This is a genomic window from Pseudomonas sp. PDM03 (genome assembly GCF_014852385.1).
Classification (GTDB): domain Bacteria; phylum Pseudomonadota; class Gammaproteobacteria; order Pseudomonadales; family Pseudomonadaceae; genus Aquipseudomonas; species Aquipseudomonas migulae.
Map to the genome: position 1 here is coordinate 54984 of NZ_JACVBM010000019.1, position 18483 is coordinate 73466.

At 60.6% G+C, this 18483-nt stretch carries 16 protein-coding genes; all 16 read left to right on the top strand.

Annotated features, from left to right (window positions below; all coding sequences use genetic code 11):
- The first annotated feature begins 992 nt into the window (after positions 1 to 992).
- The 16 genes from rfbF (at position 993) to IB254_RS23000 (ending at position 18383) form a co-directional block, all read left to right on the top strand.
- Positions 993 to 1766, top strand: coding sequence for a glucose-1-phosphate cytidylyltransferase (gene rfbF / locus IB254_RS22925; protein ID WP_192419584.1), 774 nt, complete (start codon positions 993 to 995; stop codon positions 1764 to 1766).
- A complete protein-coding gene (gene rfbG, locus IB254_RS22930; protein ID WP_008044634.1) occupies positions 1748 to 2830 on the top strand; it encodes a CDP-glucose 4,6-dehydratase in 1083 nt (360 codons plus the stop codon). The genes rfbF and rfbG overlap by 19 nt, the downstream gene beginning before the upstream one ends.
- On the top strand, positions 2827 to 3387 hold the full coding sequence (locus IB254_RS22935) for a dTDP-4-dehydrorhamnose 3,5-epimerase family protein (RefSeq protein WP_192226012.1): 561 nt from the start codon (positions 2827 to 2829) through the stop codon (positions 3385 to 3387). Before rfbG ends, IB254_RS22935 begins: the two co-directional genes overlap by 4 nt.
- Positions 3384 to 4610 carry a class I SAM-dependent methyltransferase gene (locus IB254_RS22940; protein WP_192226014.1) on the top strand — a complete coding sequence of 409 codons (1227 nt, stop codon included), beginning with the start codon at positions 3384 to 3386 and terminating at the stop codon, positions 4608 to 4610. The genes IB254_RS22935 and IB254_RS22940 overlap by 4 nt, the downstream gene beginning before the upstream one ends.
- The gene (locus IB254_RS22945; RefSeq protein ID WP_192419585.1) at positions 4607 to 5728 is read left to right on the top strand and encodes a DegT/DnrJ/EryC1/StrS family aminotransferase; all 1122 of its coding nucleotides are present in this window, start codon (positions 4607 to 4609) and stop codon (positions 5726 to 5728) included. The genes IB254_RS22940 and IB254_RS22945 overlap by 4 nt, the downstream gene beginning before the upstream one ends.
- On the top strand, positions 5725 to 6390 hold the full coding sequence (locus IB254_RS22950; protein WP_192226018.1) for an acetyltransferase: 666 nt from the start codon (positions 5725 to 5727) through the stop codon (positions 6388 to 6390). The genes IB254_RS22945 and IB254_RS22950 overlap by 4 nt, the downstream gene beginning before the upstream one ends.
- A gap of 31 nt (positions 6391 to 6421) precedes the next feature.
- The gene (locus IB254_RS22955) at positions 6422 to 7150 is read left to right on the top strand and encodes a cephalosporin hydroxylase family protein (RefSeq protein WP_192226020.1); all 729 of its coding nucleotides are present in this window, start codon (positions 6422 to 6424) and stop codon (positions 7148 to 7150) included.
- 54 nt (positions 7151 to 7204) lie between these two features.
- Complete coding sequence (locus tag IB254_RS22960) at positions 7205 to 10138, top strand: glycosyltransferase family 2 protein (protein ID WP_192419586.1); 2934 nt, start codon at positions 7205 to 7207, stop codon at positions 10136 to 10138.
- Positions 10139 to 10168: 30 nt separating this feature from the next.
- Entirely contained in the window at positions 10169 to 11170 is a 1002-nt protein-coding gene (gene pseB, locus IB254_RS22965; RefSeq protein WP_008044619.1) for a UDP-N-acetylglucosamine 4,6-dehydratase (inverting), read from the top strand.
- Entirely contained in the window at positions 11167 to 12330 is a 1164-nt protein-coding gene (pseC, locus tag IB254_RS22970) for a UDP-4-amino-4,6-dideoxy-N-acetyl-beta-L-altrosamine transaminase (protein ID WP_192419591.1), read from the top strand. The genes pseB and pseC overlap by 4 nt, the downstream gene beginning before the upstream one ends.
- Positions 12331 to 12334: 4 nt before the next feature.
- A complete protein-coding gene (gene pseF, locus IB254_RS22975; protein WP_192419592.1) occupies positions 12335 to 13030 on the top strand; it encodes a pseudaminic acid cytidylyltransferase in 696 nt (231 codons plus the stop codon).
- On the top strand, positions 13027 to 14532 hold the full coding sequence (gene pseG / locus IB254_RS22980; protein WP_192419593.1) for a UDP-2,4-diacetamido-2,4,6-trideoxy-beta-L-altropyranose hydrolase: 1506 nt from the start codon (positions 13027 to 13029) through the stop codon (positions 14530 to 14532). Before pseF ends, pseG begins: the two co-directional genes overlap by 4 nt.
- Complete coding sequence (gene pseI, locus IB254_RS22985) at positions 14525 to 15577, top strand: pseudaminic acid synthase (protein WP_192419594.1); 1053 nt, start codon at positions 14525 to 14527, stop codon at positions 15575 to 15577. The genes pseG and pseI overlap by 8 nt, the downstream gene beginning before the upstream one ends.
- 228 nt (positions 15578 to 15805) lie before the next feature.
- On the top strand, positions 15806 to 16732 hold the full coding sequence (locus IB254_RS22990; RefSeq protein ID WP_008035244.1) for a ketoacyl-ACP synthase III: 927 nt from the start codon (positions 15806 to 15808) through the stop codon (positions 16730 to 16732).
- A gap of 86 nt (positions 16733 to 16818) precedes the next feature.
- Positions 16819 to 18111: a motility associated factor glycosyltransferase family protein gene (locus tag IB254_RS22995; protein ID WP_192419595.1), complete on the top strand. Its 1293-nt coding sequence runs from the start codon at positions 16819 to 16821 to the stop codon at positions 18109 to 18111.
- Positions 18108 to 18383: a hypothetical protein gene (locus IB254_RS23000; RefSeq protein WP_192419596.1), complete on the top strand. Its 276-nt coding sequence runs from the start codon at positions 18108 to 18110 to the stop codon at positions 18381 to 18383. Before IB254_RS22995 ends, IB254_RS23000 begins: the two co-directional genes overlap by 4 nt.
- The last annotated feature ends 100 nt before the right edge of the window (positions 18384 to 18483 follow it).

Below are 18483 nucleotides of genomic sequence, written 5' to 3' on the forward strand. Positions count from 1 at the left end.
CGCCAAGTAACCAAGCGCTCTTGCCCCTTTCGTTCGGCCCTTCGCTAAGGCTCAGGGTCCCCTCGCTCCGGTCCTGCTCCGTGGGCCCGCCGCCATCGGCCATCCATGGCCGGGGGCGGCTAACCCGGCATCCATGCCGGGTTGCCCACTGCGCAGAACCTGCGCTCGGCCTCTCGAGGGGGCGACCACCGCCACAGCCGCCGAGGCGGCCTGAAAGCCGACCTGGCTCATTTGCGTACGCGTTCTCTTTCACTGCTGCGTTCACTCATTCCGGATATGTACACCGATCCCCTGTAGGAGCCGGCTTGCTGGCGATAGCGTCCGTCCAATCAATAAACAGGTGACTGATCCACCGCCATCGCCAGCAAGCCGGCTCCTACAGTTGATCGTATTTATCCAAACACATCTGCATTTCCCTTGTAGGAGCCAGCTTGCTGGCGATGGCGTTCTTTCAGGCGATAAATGCGGCGACTGACCCACCGCTATCGCCGGCAAGCCGGCTCCTACAGGGATCGGCGTACGCTTTTGATTCCCACCACTCATCAGGCCGAGCGTTAGCTCGCCTTCCGCTTTTGATCTGAGCGCCCCCTCGAGAGGCCGAGTGGAGGTTCTGCGCAGTGGGCAACCCGGCATGGATGGCGGCGGGCCCACGGAGCAGGACCGGAGCGAGGGCATGCCGAGCCACAGCGAGGCACCGAACGAAAGGGGCAAGAGCCCTTTGGTTACTTTCGCGCTTTTCGAAAGTGACTCGCCGTAAGGGCGAAACCACCAGCCGACACAACCGAAAAAACGGATATACACCCAAGGCCAGAGCCCACCCACCCCAGCGAAAGAGCTGGCGCGTTTCCTGCAAGCCCCCCCGATATCGCCATAAAACGAGCACTTCCGGTGAATCCAGAAGCGCCCTGAGCGGCATTGAAGGTTTTATCCAGAAGGCCTGCAAAAGCTTGATACAGCTTGGCTGAGCCCTGTGACGAACAAGAGGGGAGACGATGAAGGCAGTTATTTTGGCGGGCGGCCTGGGCACGCGCATCAGTGAGGAGTCGCACCTCAAACCCAAGCCGATGATTGAAATCGGCGGCAAGCCAATTCTCTGGCACATCATGAAGCAGTACTCCGCTCACGGGATCCATGACTTCGTGATTTGCCTGGGCTACAAGGGCTACGCGATCAAGGACTTCTTCGCCAACTACTTCCTGCACACCTCTGACGTCACGTTCGACATGTGCAACAACCGCATGGACGTTCACCAGAACTACAGCGAGCCATGGCGCGTCACGCTCATCGATACCGGTGAAGACACCATGACCGGCGGGCGCTTGCGTCGGGCCAGCCGCTACCTGGAAAACGAAGACGCGTTCTGCTTCACCTACGGCGACGGCGTGTCCGATTTGAACATCGGTGCCCTGGTGGACTTCCACCTGTCCCACGGCAAGCTCGCCACGGTCACGGCAGTTCAGCCGCCTGGCCGTTACGGCGCACTGGAACGCGACGGTCACCTGGTCCGCGGTTTTACTGAAAAGCCGCGCGGTGACGGAGGCTGGATCAATGGTGGCTTCTTTGTGCTGTCGCCCAAGGTCCTGCCGCTGATTACCGCCGACGAGACGGTTTGGGAATCCGAGCCTTTGGTCGGCCTGGCCAGCAGCGGTCAACTGGCTGCCTACCAGCACGATGGTTTCTGGCACCCGATGGACACCCTGCGCGATAAAAACCATCTGGAGCAGTTGTGGCAGAGCGGGGAGGCCCCATGGAAGCAATGGGACTGAGCCCGGAATTCTGGCGCGGCAAGCGAGTTCTGCTGACGGGCCACACCGGTTTCAAAGGCAGTTGGCTGACGTTGTGGCTGCAAAGCCTCGGCGCGAAAGTCAGCGGGTTTTCCCTTGATCCGTCCACCGAGCCGAGCCTGTTCGAGCTGGCACGTGTCCACGAAGGCATCAACGATCAGCGCGGTGACCTGCGTGACCTGGGGGCCCTGCTTGAACTGATCGCCGACACCCAACCGGAAATCGTCCTGCACCTGGCGGCCCAGCCGTTGGTGCGCGAGGGTTATCGCGATCCGTTGGGGACTTACTCCAGCAACGTCATGGGCACCCTGAACCTGCTTGAAGCGATCCGTCAGGTCGGCGGCGTACGCGCCTGCGTGCTGGTGACCACCGACAAGGTCTACGCCAATCAGGAATGGTTGTGGCCCTACCGTGAAAACGAAGCCCTCGGCGGCCACGATCCTTACAGCAGCAGCAAAGCCTGCTGCGAGTTGCTGGCGCAGTCGTATGCGGCGTCGTTTTTCCCGGCCGAGAAGTATGCCGAACACGGTCTGGCCCTGGCCACGGCCCGAGCCGGCAACGTGTTGGGCGGCGGTGATTTTGCCCCTGAACGTTTGATTCCCGATGTCCTGAAAGCCTGGTCCGCCGACGAGCCGGTGACCCTGCGCTACCCGCAAGCCGTCCGCCCGTGGCAACACGCGCTGGAGCCGCTGGCCGGTTACCTGCAACTGGCCGCCGCTCTTTACGAGCGAGGCCCCGAGTTCGCTGGTGCGTGGAACTTCGGCCCGAGCGAAGCGGACATGTGCAGCGTCGGCGAAGTGGTCGAACTGCTTGCCAACCGCTGGCCACAAGCGCGCGGATTGCGCATCGAACCGAGCGAACTGCATGAAGCAGGCCTGCTGCGCCTGGACAGCAGCCGCGCCCGCCAACTGTTGGCCTGGCAGCCGCGCTGGTCGCTGCAACAATGCCTGACCCAGACCCTCGACTGGCATCTGGCCTGGCAAAACGGCGACGACATGCGTGGCATCACGTTGGGTCAGTTGAACCTGTACCGAGGCGCGCTGTGAGCGAGTTTTCGTTGAAGGCACTGCCGCTGACGGGTTTGTTCAGCGTGCAGCACAAACGCTTCGAAGACGATCGCGGGCACTTCGCCCGGTTGTTCTGCGAGGGCAGCCTGAGCGCCTTCGGCCAAGCGTTTTCCATTCGCCAGATCAACCATTCCTGCACCCGCGCACGCGCGAGTGTGCGTGGCCTGCATTACCAGAATGCCAACGCGCCGGAAGCCAAGCTGATCACCTGCCTGCGCGGTGAAGTCTGGGATGTGGCGGTGGACTTGCGGCCCGACTCCGCAACGTTCCTGCACTGGCACGCCGAACACCTGCGGGCCGGTGACGGTCGCAGCCTGCTCATACCTGCCGGGTTTGCCCACGGCTTCCAGACCCTGACCGACGACGCCGAATTGCTTTACCTGCACAGCGCCGACTACGCGCCGGAGCATGAAGGCGGCTTGTCGGTGAACGATCCACGGCTGGCAATTGCCTGGCCGTTGCCTGTCAATAATCTGTCAGCCAGGGACGCCAGCCATCCCTTGCTCGATGAACGTTTCGCTGGAGTGCGTCTATGAACTGCCGTGGTTGCGGTACTCCTTTGGCCTTGCCGCTGATCGACCTCGGCACTTCGCCGCCGTCGAACGCCTACGTTCGTGCCGATCAGCTGGAACAGGCTGAACAGTGGGTGCCACTCAAGGTTGCGGTATGTCAGCAGTGCTGGTTGGTGCAAACCGAGGATTACACCAGCGCCGACAGCCTGTTCGACGCTGAGTATGCGTATTTCAGTTCGTTCTCCAGCACCTGGCTGGCGCATGCCGATCGCTACGTCGCCGAGATGGTCGAGCGCTTCGGCCTGACCGCCGACAGCCGTGTGGTGGAAATCGCTGCCAACGACGGTTACCTGTTGCAGTACGTCGCCGGTCGCGGCATCCCTTGCCTGGGCGTCGAGCCAACCCGCAGCACCGCGCAAGCGGCGCGGGAAAAAGGCCTGGAGATCCGCGAGTTGTTCTTCGGCCGTCACACCGCTGCGCAATTGGTCAGCGAAGGCTGGTCTGCGGATCTGATGGCCGCCAACAACGTGTTGGCCCACGTGCCGGACATCAATGACTTCCTCGGCGGCTTTGCGACCCTGCTCAAGCCGACCGGCGTGGCGACGTTCGAGTTTCCGCAACTGCTGACGCTGATGGCCGGGCAACAGTTCGACACGCTGTATCACGAGCACTATTCCTACCTATCCCTGACCGCCGTGCAGACATTGTGCGAACGCAACGGCCTGGAAGTGTTCGACGTCAGTCAGCTGTCGACCCACGGCGGTTCGCTGCGGGTTTTCGTCCAGCGTGCCGATGGCGTTCGTCGTGACGTGCAGCCTGCGGTTGCTCAGCAACTGCAAGCCGAAATCACCGCCGGGGTGAAAACCCCCGAGTACTACGCGACCCTCGCGCCAGCCGCCGAGGGCATCAAGCACCAATTGCTGCGCTTCTTGTTGCAGGCGAAAGCCGATGGCAAACGAGTGGTCGGTTACGGCGCCGCCGCCAAGGGCAACACGTTGCTCAACTACGCCGGGGTCAAGCCTGATCTGTTGGCCTGGGTCGCCGACGCCAATCCGCACAAACAGGGCAAGTTCTTGCCTGGCAGCCGGATTCCGGTGGTGTCGCCCGAGCGTATCGCCCTCGAACAACCCGACTACATCCTGGTTCTGCCATGGAACCTGTTGCCTGAAATCACCCAGCAATTCGCCTCGGTCAAAGAGTGGGGCGCACAGTTTGTCGTTGCCGTTCCGGAGTTGAGTATTCAATGAGCAGAATTCACTACACCAAACCGAGTGTCGGCGAACTGGAAGCCCGGTATGCCCTGGATGCCGTGCAGAACGGTTGGGGCGCGCGTTGCTACGAATACCTGACGCGTTTCGAGCACGGGTTTGCCGAGCACCTTGGTGCGACCTATGCCATCGCGACGTCGAGCTGCACCGGCGCGCTGCACATGGGGATGGCGGCGCTGGGCATCGGCGCGGGTGATGAAGTGATCCTGGGCAACACCAACTGGATCGCTTCGGCGGCACCGATCACCTATCTGGGCGCTACGCCGGTGTTTGTCGATGTTCTGCCGGATAGCTGGTGCCTGGATCCGGAGCTCGTCAGGCAGGCAATTACCCCGAAGACCAAAGCCATTCTCGCGGTTCATCTTTACGGCAACCTGTGTGACATGGATGCATTGCTGGCGATCGGTCGCGAACACGGTATCCCGGTCATCGAAGACGCCGCCGAAGCCATCGGCTCGCAGTGGCGCGGCAAGGCTGCCGGCTCGATGGGGGCGTTCGGTGCGTTTTCATTCCATGGCACCAAAACCATGACCACCGGCGAGGGCGGCATTTTCGTCACCTCGGATAAAGCCTTGTATGAGCGCGTCCTGACCTTGTCCAACCATGGTCGTGTTGCGGGCAGCACCAAACAATTCTGGCCAGAGTTCATTGGCTTCAAATACAAGATGAGCAACTTGCAGGCGGCCGTCGGCTGCGCTCAGGTTGAGCGGATCGAAGAGCTGATCGAGCGCAAACGGACGATATTCGCCAATTACGCCCGCGCGCTGTCATCGCTGCCGGGGGTTTCGCTGAACCCCGAACCTGCCCATGCCCGCAACGGTTACTGGATGCCCACGGTGGTTTTCGATGCCGGGACCGGGATTCATCGCGACGAGATGATCGCCGCGTTCCAGGCCGCCGATATCGACGCCCGCGTGTTCTTCTGGCCACTGTCGTCGTTGCCCATGTTCAGCGAACACGTAGTTGATACACCGGTTTCTTTTGCCTTGCCGGAGCGTGCGTTCAACCTGCCGAGTTATCACGACATGACTGACGCCGATCAGGCTCGGGTGGTGGATGTGGTGCGTACACTGCTGGCAAAAAGGCAATCACTGTGAAGATGTACTTGCTGGGCGCGGCCAACCCGGAAGCGGTGCGCATGCTGCACGCGGTGAAGCGCAGCACACCGAATGTCGAGTTTGCGTTTCTGGACAATGACCCGAACAAACACGGGACACCGTTTTTTGGTGTTCCGGTCATTGGCGGTTCGGCGTTGGTCAGTGAGCTCAAGGGGCCGGACGTACGTTTCGTCAACCTGATCACCGGCAGCACCCGACTGCGCTACGAGACCACCCGCCAGCTGGTCGAGGCCGGTGCAACGCTGGGCCAGTTCATCCACCCCGGCATTGACCTGACCATGATTCGCATGGGGCAGGGCAGTTATCTGCAGGAAGGCGTAATCATGCAGGCCGAGGTGACGCTGGGAGACAACACCAGCATCAGCGCCGGCAGCGTGGTGGGGCATGAAGGGCAAATCGGCCACTCGGTGTTCATGGCGCCCGGCGTATGCATCGCCGGTTGCGTGGAGATTGGCGACGGCACGTTCATCGGCACCAACGCCACGATTCTGCCGCGCTTGCGTATCGGACGCTGGGTGACCATCGGCGCCGGCGCCGTCGTCACCAAAGATGTCCCGGATTATTCAGTCGTGGCGGGCAATCCCGCCAGGATCATCAAGACCAACGTGGTGCCTTACCCCGACGGTAAGGTCTTCAACTAACCCGTTTGCCTATTTTTTTTGGAGCGTTTCAATGAATCCCCATGAGCAGTTTCGCGAAGAAGTAAAAGACAACATCGAAGGCCTGAAGAAGGACAAGGCGCTGCAAGCCGAGTCGCTGGGCTGGGTCGGCACCACGGCCAAACACAAGTACACCTACAACTTCAGCTGGATGGGCCGGCCGATCATTCAGTTCCCGCAGGACATGGTCGCCATGCAGGAAATCATCTGGAACCTGCGTCCGGATGTGATCGTTGAAACCGGCATCGCCCACGGCGGTTCGCTGGTGTTTTACGCCTCGATCCTGGAACTGATGGGCCATGGCGAAGTGCTGGGTGTCGACATCGATATCCGCCAGCACAACCGCGAAGCGATCGAAGCTCACCCGATGAGCAAACGCATCCAGATGATCCAGGGTTCGAGCATCGACACGGCCATCGTCGACCAGGTGCGCGAGCGCATCCAGGGCAAGAAAGTGCTGGTGGTCCTGGACTCCAATCACACCCACGAACACGTGCTCGAAGAGCTGCGCCTGTATGCACCGATGGTCTCGGTGGGCAGCTATTGCGTGGTCATGGACACCGTGGTCGAAGACATGCCGGAAGATGCGTTCCCGGACCGCCCATGGGGCAAGGGTGACAACCCGAAAACCGCGGTCTGGGCCTACCTGGAAGAGAACCGTGATTTCGAGATCGACCAGGCCATTCACAGCAAGCTGCTGATCACTGTCGCGCCGGATGGCTACCTGCGCCGAGTACGTTAAGCGACACCTCTATTCAAGCGTTAATCAGGCAATCGGTCTGTGGTGGGGAAGGATATGCAAGGCATTTACGGTTCTGAAAACATGCAGCCCTTGAGTGAACTGTTCACTCTGGTGCTGATTACACACAATCGCCCGACGTTCCTGCGCAGGGCATTGCAGTACTACAGCACGTTGCCTTGCAAGATCCTGGTTCTCGATTCGTCGGCCATCGCGCTCGAGGGCGCGGCCGCGGTTGCGGACACCATCGACTATCGGCATTTGCCGCAATTCGGCTACTGGGGAATCCAGGCCAAACTGGTGTACGGCGTCGAGCAGGTCACCACGCCTTACATGGTCTTCGCCTCCGACGATGATTTCCTGATGCACGGTGGCCTAACCGAGTCGGTGAGCTTCCTCGAAGCCAACCCCGACTACGGTCTGTGCCATGGCTATTGCCTGATGTACCTGACCCACTCCAACTATGTGCAGTACTACCTTCGTGACAAGAAAGTAAACGAGGACTACAACGCCGAGCTCGGTCAGGATCGTGTACTCGATTACGTGAGCCAGTACATTCCGCCGTTCTATGCGGTCCATCGGACTTCGCTGCTACGTGACTGGTATGCCGCGATGCCTGAAGGAACGATCTTCCAGTGGCAGGAGATCGGGCATGTCTACTACATGCTCGCCCGGGCCAAGGCGCGGATTCTTCCAATTCCTTACGTGGTGCGTGAGGTCAACTATGGCCGCTCGGATCACAACACCGAGATCATGACGACCCTGGCCCTCAAGGACGCCCGGTCTGTCGCCGACCGTGAGCGTTTTGCCGGCTTCCTGGCATCGCTGCCGACCGGCATCAAAGGTCTGGATGAACACCAGACCGCGCAGATTGCGCTGCAAAGTTTTGCCGCCCTCGCCGAGAGCCTGACGAAACGCAACGCGCTGACCATCGAGCCGATTTTCGAGTCTTACTGGACGGATCCGACGATAGGGCCGAAGCGGGTCTTCGGCCCTCAGCAATACGTTGAAATGCCGTTCTATAACAGTGCCTTCTTCGACCAACTGACGCAGTGCGAATTCCTGCTTCATTCGATGCCGGCGGGACGCTTGCAACTCGAAGAAATGGAAGGCGCGTTGCTCAAGCAGGAAGCGTTGCAGCGCACCTATTCCAATGACACTCCGGCGACCATCCAGACCCGTCTGATTGAAGCCGTTGGCCTGGGAGCGTTCAACCGTCGGGTGATGCAGAAACTGGCGCAGCAGCTGTTGGATATGGATGAAGCCGCTGATGCCCGGATACTGACCGACTGGGTTGAGCGTCTGGACAGCGTGCCAACCTTCGACAGCCGTCAGTTGCTCGACACAATGCCGTCGGGTCGTCTGCAAAACTGGCTGCAGGCCCGGCAACCGAACGACACCGCGGTGCGCAAAATCAACCAGCACCTGGCGGCCAACGAAGGGGGCCCTCAGTTCGGCATTCTGTTGCTCGATCTGGACGCAGACATGGACAAGCTTCAGGTCACTCTGGACAGCCTCATGGAAAGTGCGTTCCGGGCGTTCAAGGTGGTGATCTTCACCACGGGCGACTTGCCGGCAGTCACCACGGCACAAAACACCCTGCATTTCGTCAAGGTCACGGTGGCCAATTACGTCGACAAGCTGAACCAGATCGCTCGTCAGTCGACTTCGGACTGGTTGCTGCTGGCCGAGGCGGGTGACGAGTTCACCGCTGCCGGCTTCCTGCGTGCCAGCCTCGAGTTGCAAGGCGCCGAGGGTTGCCGTGCGGTGGCGATGGACGAAATTCATCGCCAGGAGAATGGCACGTTGGTCGATGTGTTCCGGCCAGCCTTCAACCTCGACCTGCTGCAGAGCCTGCCGTCACTCATCGCACGGCACTGGCTGATTCGCCGCGAAGCGCTGGTAGAAGTCGGCGGTTTTGCCCGGGAGTTCGCCTCGGCGCTCGAGTTCGACCTGCTGCTGCGCCTGATCGAAACCGGTGGCCTGGCCGGCCTTGCCCATTTGGCCGAGCCGTTGCTGATCACCGCCGCTCCTGAGTCGACAGCCAACGAACACGAGCGTCAGACGCTGGTCCGTCATCTGGTGACCCGCGGTTATCAAGCCCAGGTCAGTGCCGAAGCATCGGCAGGTTTGCGTATCGAATACCGTCATGCGGGGCGTCCGAAGGTATCGGTCATCATCCACAGCCAGGACAACCTGGAGCACTTGCAGCGCTGCCTGGTCAGTGTCTTGCAGCGCACGCGCTATCAAAACAACGAAGTTATCATTGCCGATAACCACAGCCAGTCCGCCGAGCTTCACACCTGGCTGGACAGCCTGGAACGAAACGGACGGGGCCGGATTCGTCTGGTCAAGGCTGAACAGCGTCTCAGCACGTCGGCCCTGATCAACCTCGCAGCCGGCGAGGCTCAAGGCGAATACCTGGTGCTGCTGGCGGCGGACGCCGAAGTGGTCAACGCCAACTGGATCGAGGCGCTACTCAATCAGGCCCAGCGTCCCGAAGTCGGCGTGGTCGGTGCCAAGCTGGTGGACCGCGAAGGCAGCGTGACCGGTGCCGGGTTGATTCTGGGGCTCAACGGCGGGATTGCTTCGCCCTTCATCGGTGAGAAGAAGGACGCGTCGGGCTACATGCGCAGACTGCTCGTCGAGCAGAATTACGCGGCTGTCAGCGGTGCATGCCTGATGATTCGCAAGGACGTATTCGACGCACTCGGCGGTCTGGATCGGGAGCATTTCGATGACGTGTACGCCGATGTCGATCTGTGCCTGAAAGTCGCCGACGCCGGCTTGCTCACGGTGTGGACGCCGCAAGTGCAAATCGCCCACCCGGGCACCTTGCCGGACGCTCCCCAGGCAGTGGCGGCCCTGCGCGACAAGTGGCAGGCGCGTTTCGCGCACGACGAGGCTTACAACAACAACCTGGCCTTGACCGGCAAGGGCTTTGCCCTGAGTGAACCGGCCCCGGTGAACTGGGCGCAGTTGCTCGCATAAGCCTGACTGACAGGTACAAGGACTCAAGGCATGTTCAACGGTAAATCGATTTTCATCTCTGGCGGTACCGGCTCGTTCGGGCGCAACTTCATCCGCCGGCTGCTGGAGCAATATCAGCCGAAGCGGGTGGTGGTGTTCTCGCGCGATGAGCTCAAACAGTACGAGATGCAACAGACGTTCAACGCGCCGTGCATGCGTTACTTCCTCGGTGATGTGCGCGATGCCGACCGTCTGCGCCAGGCCATGCGCGGCATCGATTACGTGGTGCATGCCGCGGCACTGAAACAAGTGCCGGCGGCGGAGTACAACCCGACCGAATGCATCCGCACCAACGTCAACGGCGCGGAAAATATCATTGCCGCGGCCATCGACAACGGCGTGAAGAAAGTCGTCGCACTGTCCACCGACAAGGCTGCCAGCCCGATCAACCTGTACGGCGCGACCAAGCTGCTGTCGGACAAATTGTTCGTCGCCGCGAACAATATTGCCGGCGACCAGAACACCCGTTTTTCGGTGGTCCGTTACGGCAACGTTGCCGGTTCGCGTGGCTCGGTGGTGCCGTTTTTCAGCAAGTTGATCGCCGAGGGCGCCACGGAGCTGCCGATCACCGATGAGCGCATGACGCGTTTCTGGATCACCCTCGATCACGGTGTGCAGTTTGTGCTCGACAGCTTCGCCCGCATGCACGGTGGTGAAGTGTTTGTGCCCAAGATCCCGTCGATTCGTATCGTCGATCTGGCACTGGGCATGGCTGAACATTTGCCGCACAAGAACGTCGGCATTCGTCCGGGAGAAAAACTCCATGAGTTGATGGTGCCGCTGGACGACGCGCGGATGACCCTGGAGTTTGCCGATCACTACACCATTCAACCCTCGATTCGTTTCACCAGCGTCGACGTGGATTTTGCCGTCGACAAACTGGGCGAGCAGGGCAGGCCTGTCAGTGAAGACTTCGAGTACCGGTCCGACACCAATCCGCACTACCTGTCGGTTGGCCAGATTGCTGATCTGCACGCGAAACTGCCGGCATGATTCCCTACGGTCGGCAGAGCCTCGATCAGGCAGATATCGATGCGGTGGTCGCCGTGCTGCAGTCGGACTGGCTCACTCAAGGGCCGACCATCGAACGCTTCGAACAGGCATTGGCGCAACGTTGCCAGGCTGATTTCGCCGTGGCGGTGTGCAATGCCACGGCGGCGTTGCACATTGCCTGCCTTGCGGCCGGGCTCGGCCCGGGCGATCGGCTATGGACTACGCCGAATACGTTTCTGGCTTCGGCCAACTGTGGTCGCTATTGCGGCGCCGAGGTGGATTTTGTCGACATTGATCCACTGACGTGGAATCTCGACGCTTACGCACTGGCGTCGAAGCTTGAGGCCGCCGAGCGCGATGGTACGCTGCCGAAGGTGCTGGTGGCCGTAGCGTTTTCCGGGCAGAGCTGCGACATGCGCATGATCGCCGGACTGGCCGAACGTTACGGTTTTACGGTGATCGAGGATGCGTCCCACGCGGTCGGTGCTTCCTATGCCGGACGTCCGGTGGGCTGCGGCGAATTTGCGGCGATGACGGTGTTCAGTTTTCACCCGGTGAAAATCATCACCAGCGCCGAAGGGGGCATGGTGTTGACCAACCGCCCTGAACTGGCCGAGCGCTTGCAGCGTCTGCGCAGCCACGGCATGACCCGCGATCCGCAACAGATGACCGAAGCCAGTCACGGCCCCTGGTACTACCAGCAGGTGGAACTGGGCTTCAATTACCGGATCACCGATCTGCAGGCGGCACTCGGTCTGTCGCAACTGGACAAGCTCGATGGCTTCATCGCGCGCCGCCGTGAACTGGCGGCGCGTTATGAGCGATCGCTGGCGTACTTGTCGCTGACCTTGCCCGGCGCGCAGCCCGAGGCCGAATCGGCGTGGCATCTGTACGTGGTGCGGTTGCACACCGACCGGATCAACCTCAGTCATCGCCAGGTGTTCGAAGGCTTGCGAGCGGCCGGGGTCGGTGTGAACCTGCACTACATACCGGTGCATTTGCAGCCGTACTATCGCGACCTGGGGTTTGCCGAAGGCGACTTCCCGCAGGCTGAACGTTATTACGCCGAGGCCATCAGCCTGCCGATGTTTCCTTTGCTGAGCGATGAGCAGCAGGACTATGTGGTGGCGCAACTGCGGCGCCTGGTTCTTGAGGAGTAGTGTTGTGAGCAGCGTTGCGATCATTCCGGCCCGCGGCGGCAGCAAGCGAATCCCGCGCAAGAACCTCAAGCCGTTCGATGGCGTACCGATGATCGTTCGTTCGATTCGCGCGGCGCTGGAGTCGCAACTGTTCGACCAGGTGATCGTCAGCACCGACGATGAAGAAATCGCCGAGGTCGCGCGGGCTCACGGGGCTCAGGTGCCGTTCTTGCGTCCGGCGTCGTTGGCCGACGACTTCACCGGCACCGCCGCGGTGATCGTTCATGCCTTGAATCAATTACCCGCGTTCGACTATGCCTGCTGCATCTACGCTACCGCACCGCTGTTGCAGGTACGGTTTCTGCGTCAGGGACTTGAACTGCTGGAGCAGCATCCGGAAAAATCCTTCGCGTTTTCCGTGACCGATTTCGGCTTTCCCGTGCAGCGCGCCTTGACCCTCGACGAGCAGGGCGCGCTGACATCGTTGTACCCCGAGTTCCGCAACACCCGGTCGCAGGATCTGCCCGCAGCCTTTCAGGACGCCGGTCAGTTCTACTGGGGGCGCAGCGAGGCCTGGTTGCGCGGCGACGTGTTGTTTTCCCCTGCGAGCCTGCCGGTGATCCTGCCGCGGCATCTGGTGCAGGACATCGACACCCTCGAAGACTGGACACGCGCCGAATACTTGTACGCGGCGCTGAAGGCCGGTGGTGAGTTGCAATGAGAGTGCTGATCCGCTCCGACGCGTCGCCCACCATTGGCAGCGGGCACATCGCTCGTTTGTTGCCGTTGGCCAGGGTTTTGCGCAAACAGGGCTCACATGTTGCTTTTGCATGCCGCCAACTGCCGGGGCATCGGCTGGACATGCTGGCAGCCGAAGGCTTCGAAACCTTTGCGCTGCCCGATCGTTATCCCGACGAAGACCCGCAACAAGCCATCGAATCCATGCTGCCGTGGCAGGCGGACATCGACGCGCTGGCGCACGCCTTGGAAAACCATCCGGCATTCGACTGGATCATCGTCGACCACTATGGGCTCGATCATCAATGGCAGACGGCGGCCCGGCGCTGGGCGCCACGGATCGCCGCGGTGGACGACCTCGCCACTCGCCAGTACGCCGTCGACCTGCTGCTCAACCAGAACCTGTCGGGTACACCAGAGGCTTATGGTTCGCTGCTTGAGCCCGGTTGCCAGACGTTGTTCGGCCCGCGATTCGCGATGCTGCGCGATGAGTTCTGCTGCCCGGCAATTGCGATCAAGCCCCAGGTAAAACGGGTGCTGGTCAATTTCGGCGGTTTCGATGCGGCGATGCAGACTTATCACGCGATGTTGGCGATGGCCGATTTCCATGCGCTGGAAGTTGATTTCGTGGCCGGTGCCGATAACCCGGCATGGGACAAGATGATGGCCATGGCGGCGAGTCATCCCAACTGGCGCTTGCACAGTTTTGTCAGCGATTTCTACCGCCTGATGACCGAGGCCGACCTCTTCGTCGGCGCCGGTGGGGGAACCAGTTGGGAGCGGGCGGCCCTGGGGTTGCCGACGATTTGCATTGCGGTCTCGAATAATCAGCAGGCCAACGGAGAGGTCATGGCGGCCTCGGGCGCCCATGTGTACCTGGGACCCCGTGAGCAGGTGAGCGTCGAACAATTGCGTCAGGCCATAGGTTTTGTCGCGAGCAATCCTGGGATACGCCAGAGTCTGGCCGAGCATTCGCGCCAGTTGGTGGATGGTCGGGGCGCACAGCGGGTGGCGGCCGCCCTGGCCGGCGCAGTGTTGCTGATCCGCCCCGCGACCACCGACGATGCACAGCTTCTGTTCGATGGGCGTAATGCCGAAGCGGTACGGCGCTGGTCGCAGGAGACCGGGCTGATCGAATGGTCGTCGCATCAAAACTGGCTGGCCGTCAGTTTGAACAATGCACAGCGTCTGCTGTTGATCGCCGAGGCGGATGACGGCCCGGTGGGCGTGTTGCGTTATGACTTGTGCGAATTTGAAGCTGAAGTCTCGATTTATCTGTTTGAAGATCGCATCGGCCTGGGCTGGGGCAGGGCGCTGCTGGCTCGGGGCGAGGCTTTCGTGACCACCCATTGGCCGCAACTGCGGACTATCACCGCTCAAGTGGTGCCAGAGAACCAGCCGTCGCTGAAGGTATTTCGCGAAGCCGGTTTCACTCAGAATGCTTGCGCGTTCACGCGCGTATTAAAGGATCACTGCAATGACTAGCTTCAAAATTGGCGACCGCTTGATCGGGGCCGATGCGCCGCCGTTCATCATCGCCGAGATGAGTGGCAACCATAACCAGTCACTGGACATGGCCCTGCAAATCGTCGATGCCGCAGCCAAGGCGGGTGCGCACGCCTTGAAGCTGCAAACCTATACAGCCGACACCATGACCCTGGACCTGTCCGAGGGCGAGTTCTTCATCAAGGACCCGAACAGTCTGTGGGCCGGATCGTCCTTGTACGCGCTGTACGAAAAAGCGCATACGCCGTGGGAGTGGCACGCACCGATTTTCGCCCGCGCCAAGGCGCTGGGCATGCTCGCGTTCTCCACGCCGTTTGATGGCACCGCAGTGGACTTCCTCGAAAGACTCGACGTGCCGGCCTACAAGATCGCCAGTTTCGAGAATACGGACCTGCCGTTGATTCGTCGGGTCGCTGCGACCGGCAAGCCATTGATTATTTCTACCGGCATGGCCAGCATTGCTGAACTCGACGAAACCGTGCGTGCCGCCCGCGAAGCCGGTTGCAAGGATCTGGTGTTGCTCAAGTGCACCAGCACCTACCCGGCGACGCCCGCCAACAGCAACGTGCGGACGATTCCTCATTTGCGCGAATTGTTTGGCTGTGAAGTCGGGCTGTCTGACCACTCGATGGGCGTCGGTGTGTCTGTGGCCGCGGTGGCTCTCGGGGCGACGGTGGTGGAAAAGCACTTCACTCTCGACCGTAGTGCCGGTGGCGTGGACGCCAGTTTTTCGCTGGAGCCGGCGGAGCTCGCCAGCCTGGTGATAGAAACCGAGCGCGCGTGGCAGGCCATGGGGCATGTGCATTACGGTGTGACGGACGCCGAGCGAAAGTCTCTGATGTACCGCCGCTCGCTCTACGTGACCCGGGACATGGCTGCCGGCGAACCCTTTACTGTCGCTAATCTGCGAGCCATTCGTCCGGGGCTGGGGTTGGCTCCAAAACACGCGGAAACCCTTCTGGGCCGCCGTGCCTGTAAGGCTATCCCGCGCGGAACGCCGCTGGACTGGTCGTTGGTCGAATAACCCCTTATGGTGCCGATTCGGCAAAATAGAGTGACCTGCGAGTCATAACGCGCATCTTCACTGTATTGTATTAACCGGGAAGGTGGCGCCTGGCCTGTTTTTGGCCCAGTGATAGCCTTTTATTCTTCCCGCTGTCGCCTCAATGAGGCGGCATTTTTCTCCGTTTGTCGGCGCCCCTCGAATCATTACGAGCGGTGGTATTGGGCTGTTTATTATTGGGAAGCCGTAATGATTGGCATAAAAAGCATTGCGAGCTACGTTCCTGTAGCCGGCGTGGACAATTACGCACAAGGTGCAAAATTCGAAAAGGATGAAGAATTCATCCTGGGCAAGATCGGTTCGGCCTTCCTGCCGCGCAAAGACGCTGGTCAGGAAACCTCGGACCTGTGTGTCGAAGCAGCCAATGCGCTGTTCGCCAACAATCCGGACTTGAAACGTGAAGACATCGACGTGCTGATCGTCGTCACGCAGAACGGCGACGAAGAAGGCCTGCCGCACACCGCCGCCATCGTTCAGGACAAACTGGGCCTGCCGACCACCGTCGCCGCGTTCGATATTTCCCTGGGTTGCTCGGGCTACGTCTACGGCATCTACGCCATCAAGGGCTTCATGGAAGCCGCAGGCTTGAAGAATGGCCTGCTGATCACCGCAGATCCGTACTCGAAGATCGTCGACCCGGAAGACCGCAACACCACCATGCTGTTTGGCGATGCCGCCACTGCAACCTGGATGGGCGAAAACGCGCCATGGCAACTGGGCAAGGCCAAGTTCGGCACCGACGGTTCCGGTGCGCCGCACCTGAAGGTGACCGACGGGGTGTTCTTCATGAACGGCCGTCAGGTGTTCAACTTCGCGCTGCTGAAAGTCCCGGCGCACTTGCACGAACTGCTGACCGATTCGCAGCTCACCGCTGACGATATCGATGCGTTCTGCATTCACCAGGGCAGTGCCGCGATTGTCGACGCTGTGGCTCGACGCTTCGAAGGCGAGCCGGAGAAGTTCATCAAGGACATGGTCGAGACCGGCAACACCGTGTCGTCGAGTATCCCGCTGCTGCTGGAGAAACACGTGCTGGACTCCACCTGGAAACGTGTGGCGTTGAGCGGTTTCGGCGTTGGTTTGTCATGGGGCTCGGCGATTATCTATCGCCCTTGATCCTTCAAAAGCCAGGCATAAAAATAGCGTTCAAGGTGTAACCTTGAGCGCTATTTTTTTTTTGCCCGAATGAAAAGCGAGGCTCCATGAGCGAGTTGTTTGAGCGCAACGGCGAGTTGATTCAGCGGCGTTGGCCCAAGGTCTGGCATCGACTGTCGGTGGAGAACAGCGCCGAGTTGCGCGCTGATCTGGTGGATGGCCAGGGCTCGACATTGAGCATCAATGGCATTCAGTTGACCAGTCGCCATGACCGCACTCGCGAAGCGTTGCTCCAGGCCGGCAGCCTGCCTGTCGACAGTCCGGTGGTGCATGTCTATGGCACCGGGCTGGGGGATTTGCAGCTGCAATTGCTGGAGCGAACCGGGCTTGAACGGTTGTACGTGCACATTCTGAACGGCGCGGTGTTTTCCCTGGTGCTGCAACTGCTCGATCAACAGTCGTGGCTCGCCGATTCACGAGTGGTGCTGCTGTACGCCGGCGATCTGGCGGAAATCCAGTTGCCGTACTTCGCGCTGCCTTCGGAGCTGGTGCTGGCGGACGACTACAACGCCAAGATCCGTGACCGGCTGATCAGCGAAACCCACTTGACCTTCAACAATCGCGAATTCAATGCCGACAATCCGGAGATTGCCGAGCGTTTGCAGGCGAGTGTCGAGCGTGTTCGCGCCGATGCCGATGCTGCCGAGCTGTTTGCCACCTGTTCCGGCAGGGAAGTGTTTGTCATTGCCACCGGACCCAGCCTGGAACAGCACTTCGACACGCTGCGCGCGGTACGCGAACAGGCGCAGCGGCCGTTGTTCATTTGCGTCGATACGGCCTACCGACCGCTTATCGAGCATGGGATCAAACCGGATGTGGTGGTCACGATTGATCAGCGCATCTCGACGCGACATTTGCCGCCCGATGCCACGCGCGATATCACGCTGGTCTACATGCCCATGGTTGATCCTGAGGTCTTGGGGGGCTGGCAGGGCAAGCGTTACGTGGCCTATTCCGCCAGCCCTGTCTATAGGGACATGCGCGAGCAGTTGCCCAAGGCCCAACTGTTTGTCGGTGGCAGTGTGATTCACCCGGCGGTGGACCTGGCGGTACACATGGGGGCCAGCCAGATCACGCTGTTCGGCGCCGATTTTGCTTTTCCGAACAACAAGACCCACGCCGGCTGGAATGACGGTGACCTTGGGCCGAACGTGGGCGCCGCCCGGCACTGGGTGCTCGATGGCCACGGTCAGCGAGTCAAGACGCAGCTCAATTTCCGCAGTTACTTGTGCGAGCTGGAACGGTACATCGCCGGGCATCCTCAGATGGCTTTCTATAACAGCAGTCGGGCAGGGGCGATGATTGTCGGCACGACGTTTCACCCGGAGCTCACGCGATGACTGGATCCTCCCTGATTGCCGAGGCGCGTCAGTGTTCTGTTTTGTTCCGTCTGGGGCGAGATGTCGAAGCGGCGCTGCTCATGGTCCAGATATGCAGTGATGTGCAATCCGCAATGGGGCACGAGACTGTCGAGGTCCAATCCGGCTGGACGGCGTTGCTCACCCACATGCAGGCCCGTCAGGAGGCGCAGGATTGGTTGGCGCTGGCCGATTATCTTGATTGTGAGTTGCCCCAATTGCTGGAAGCGGCCACGGCCGGTCAAGGCTTTTGACAATGTGCCGGTACAGGCGAGTCCTCGCTGTCCCGTTACCGGCATTTCCCTGACGTCACTTTTTTGGATTGGCTTGCCGCCAAGCCCTTGTTTTATGGGG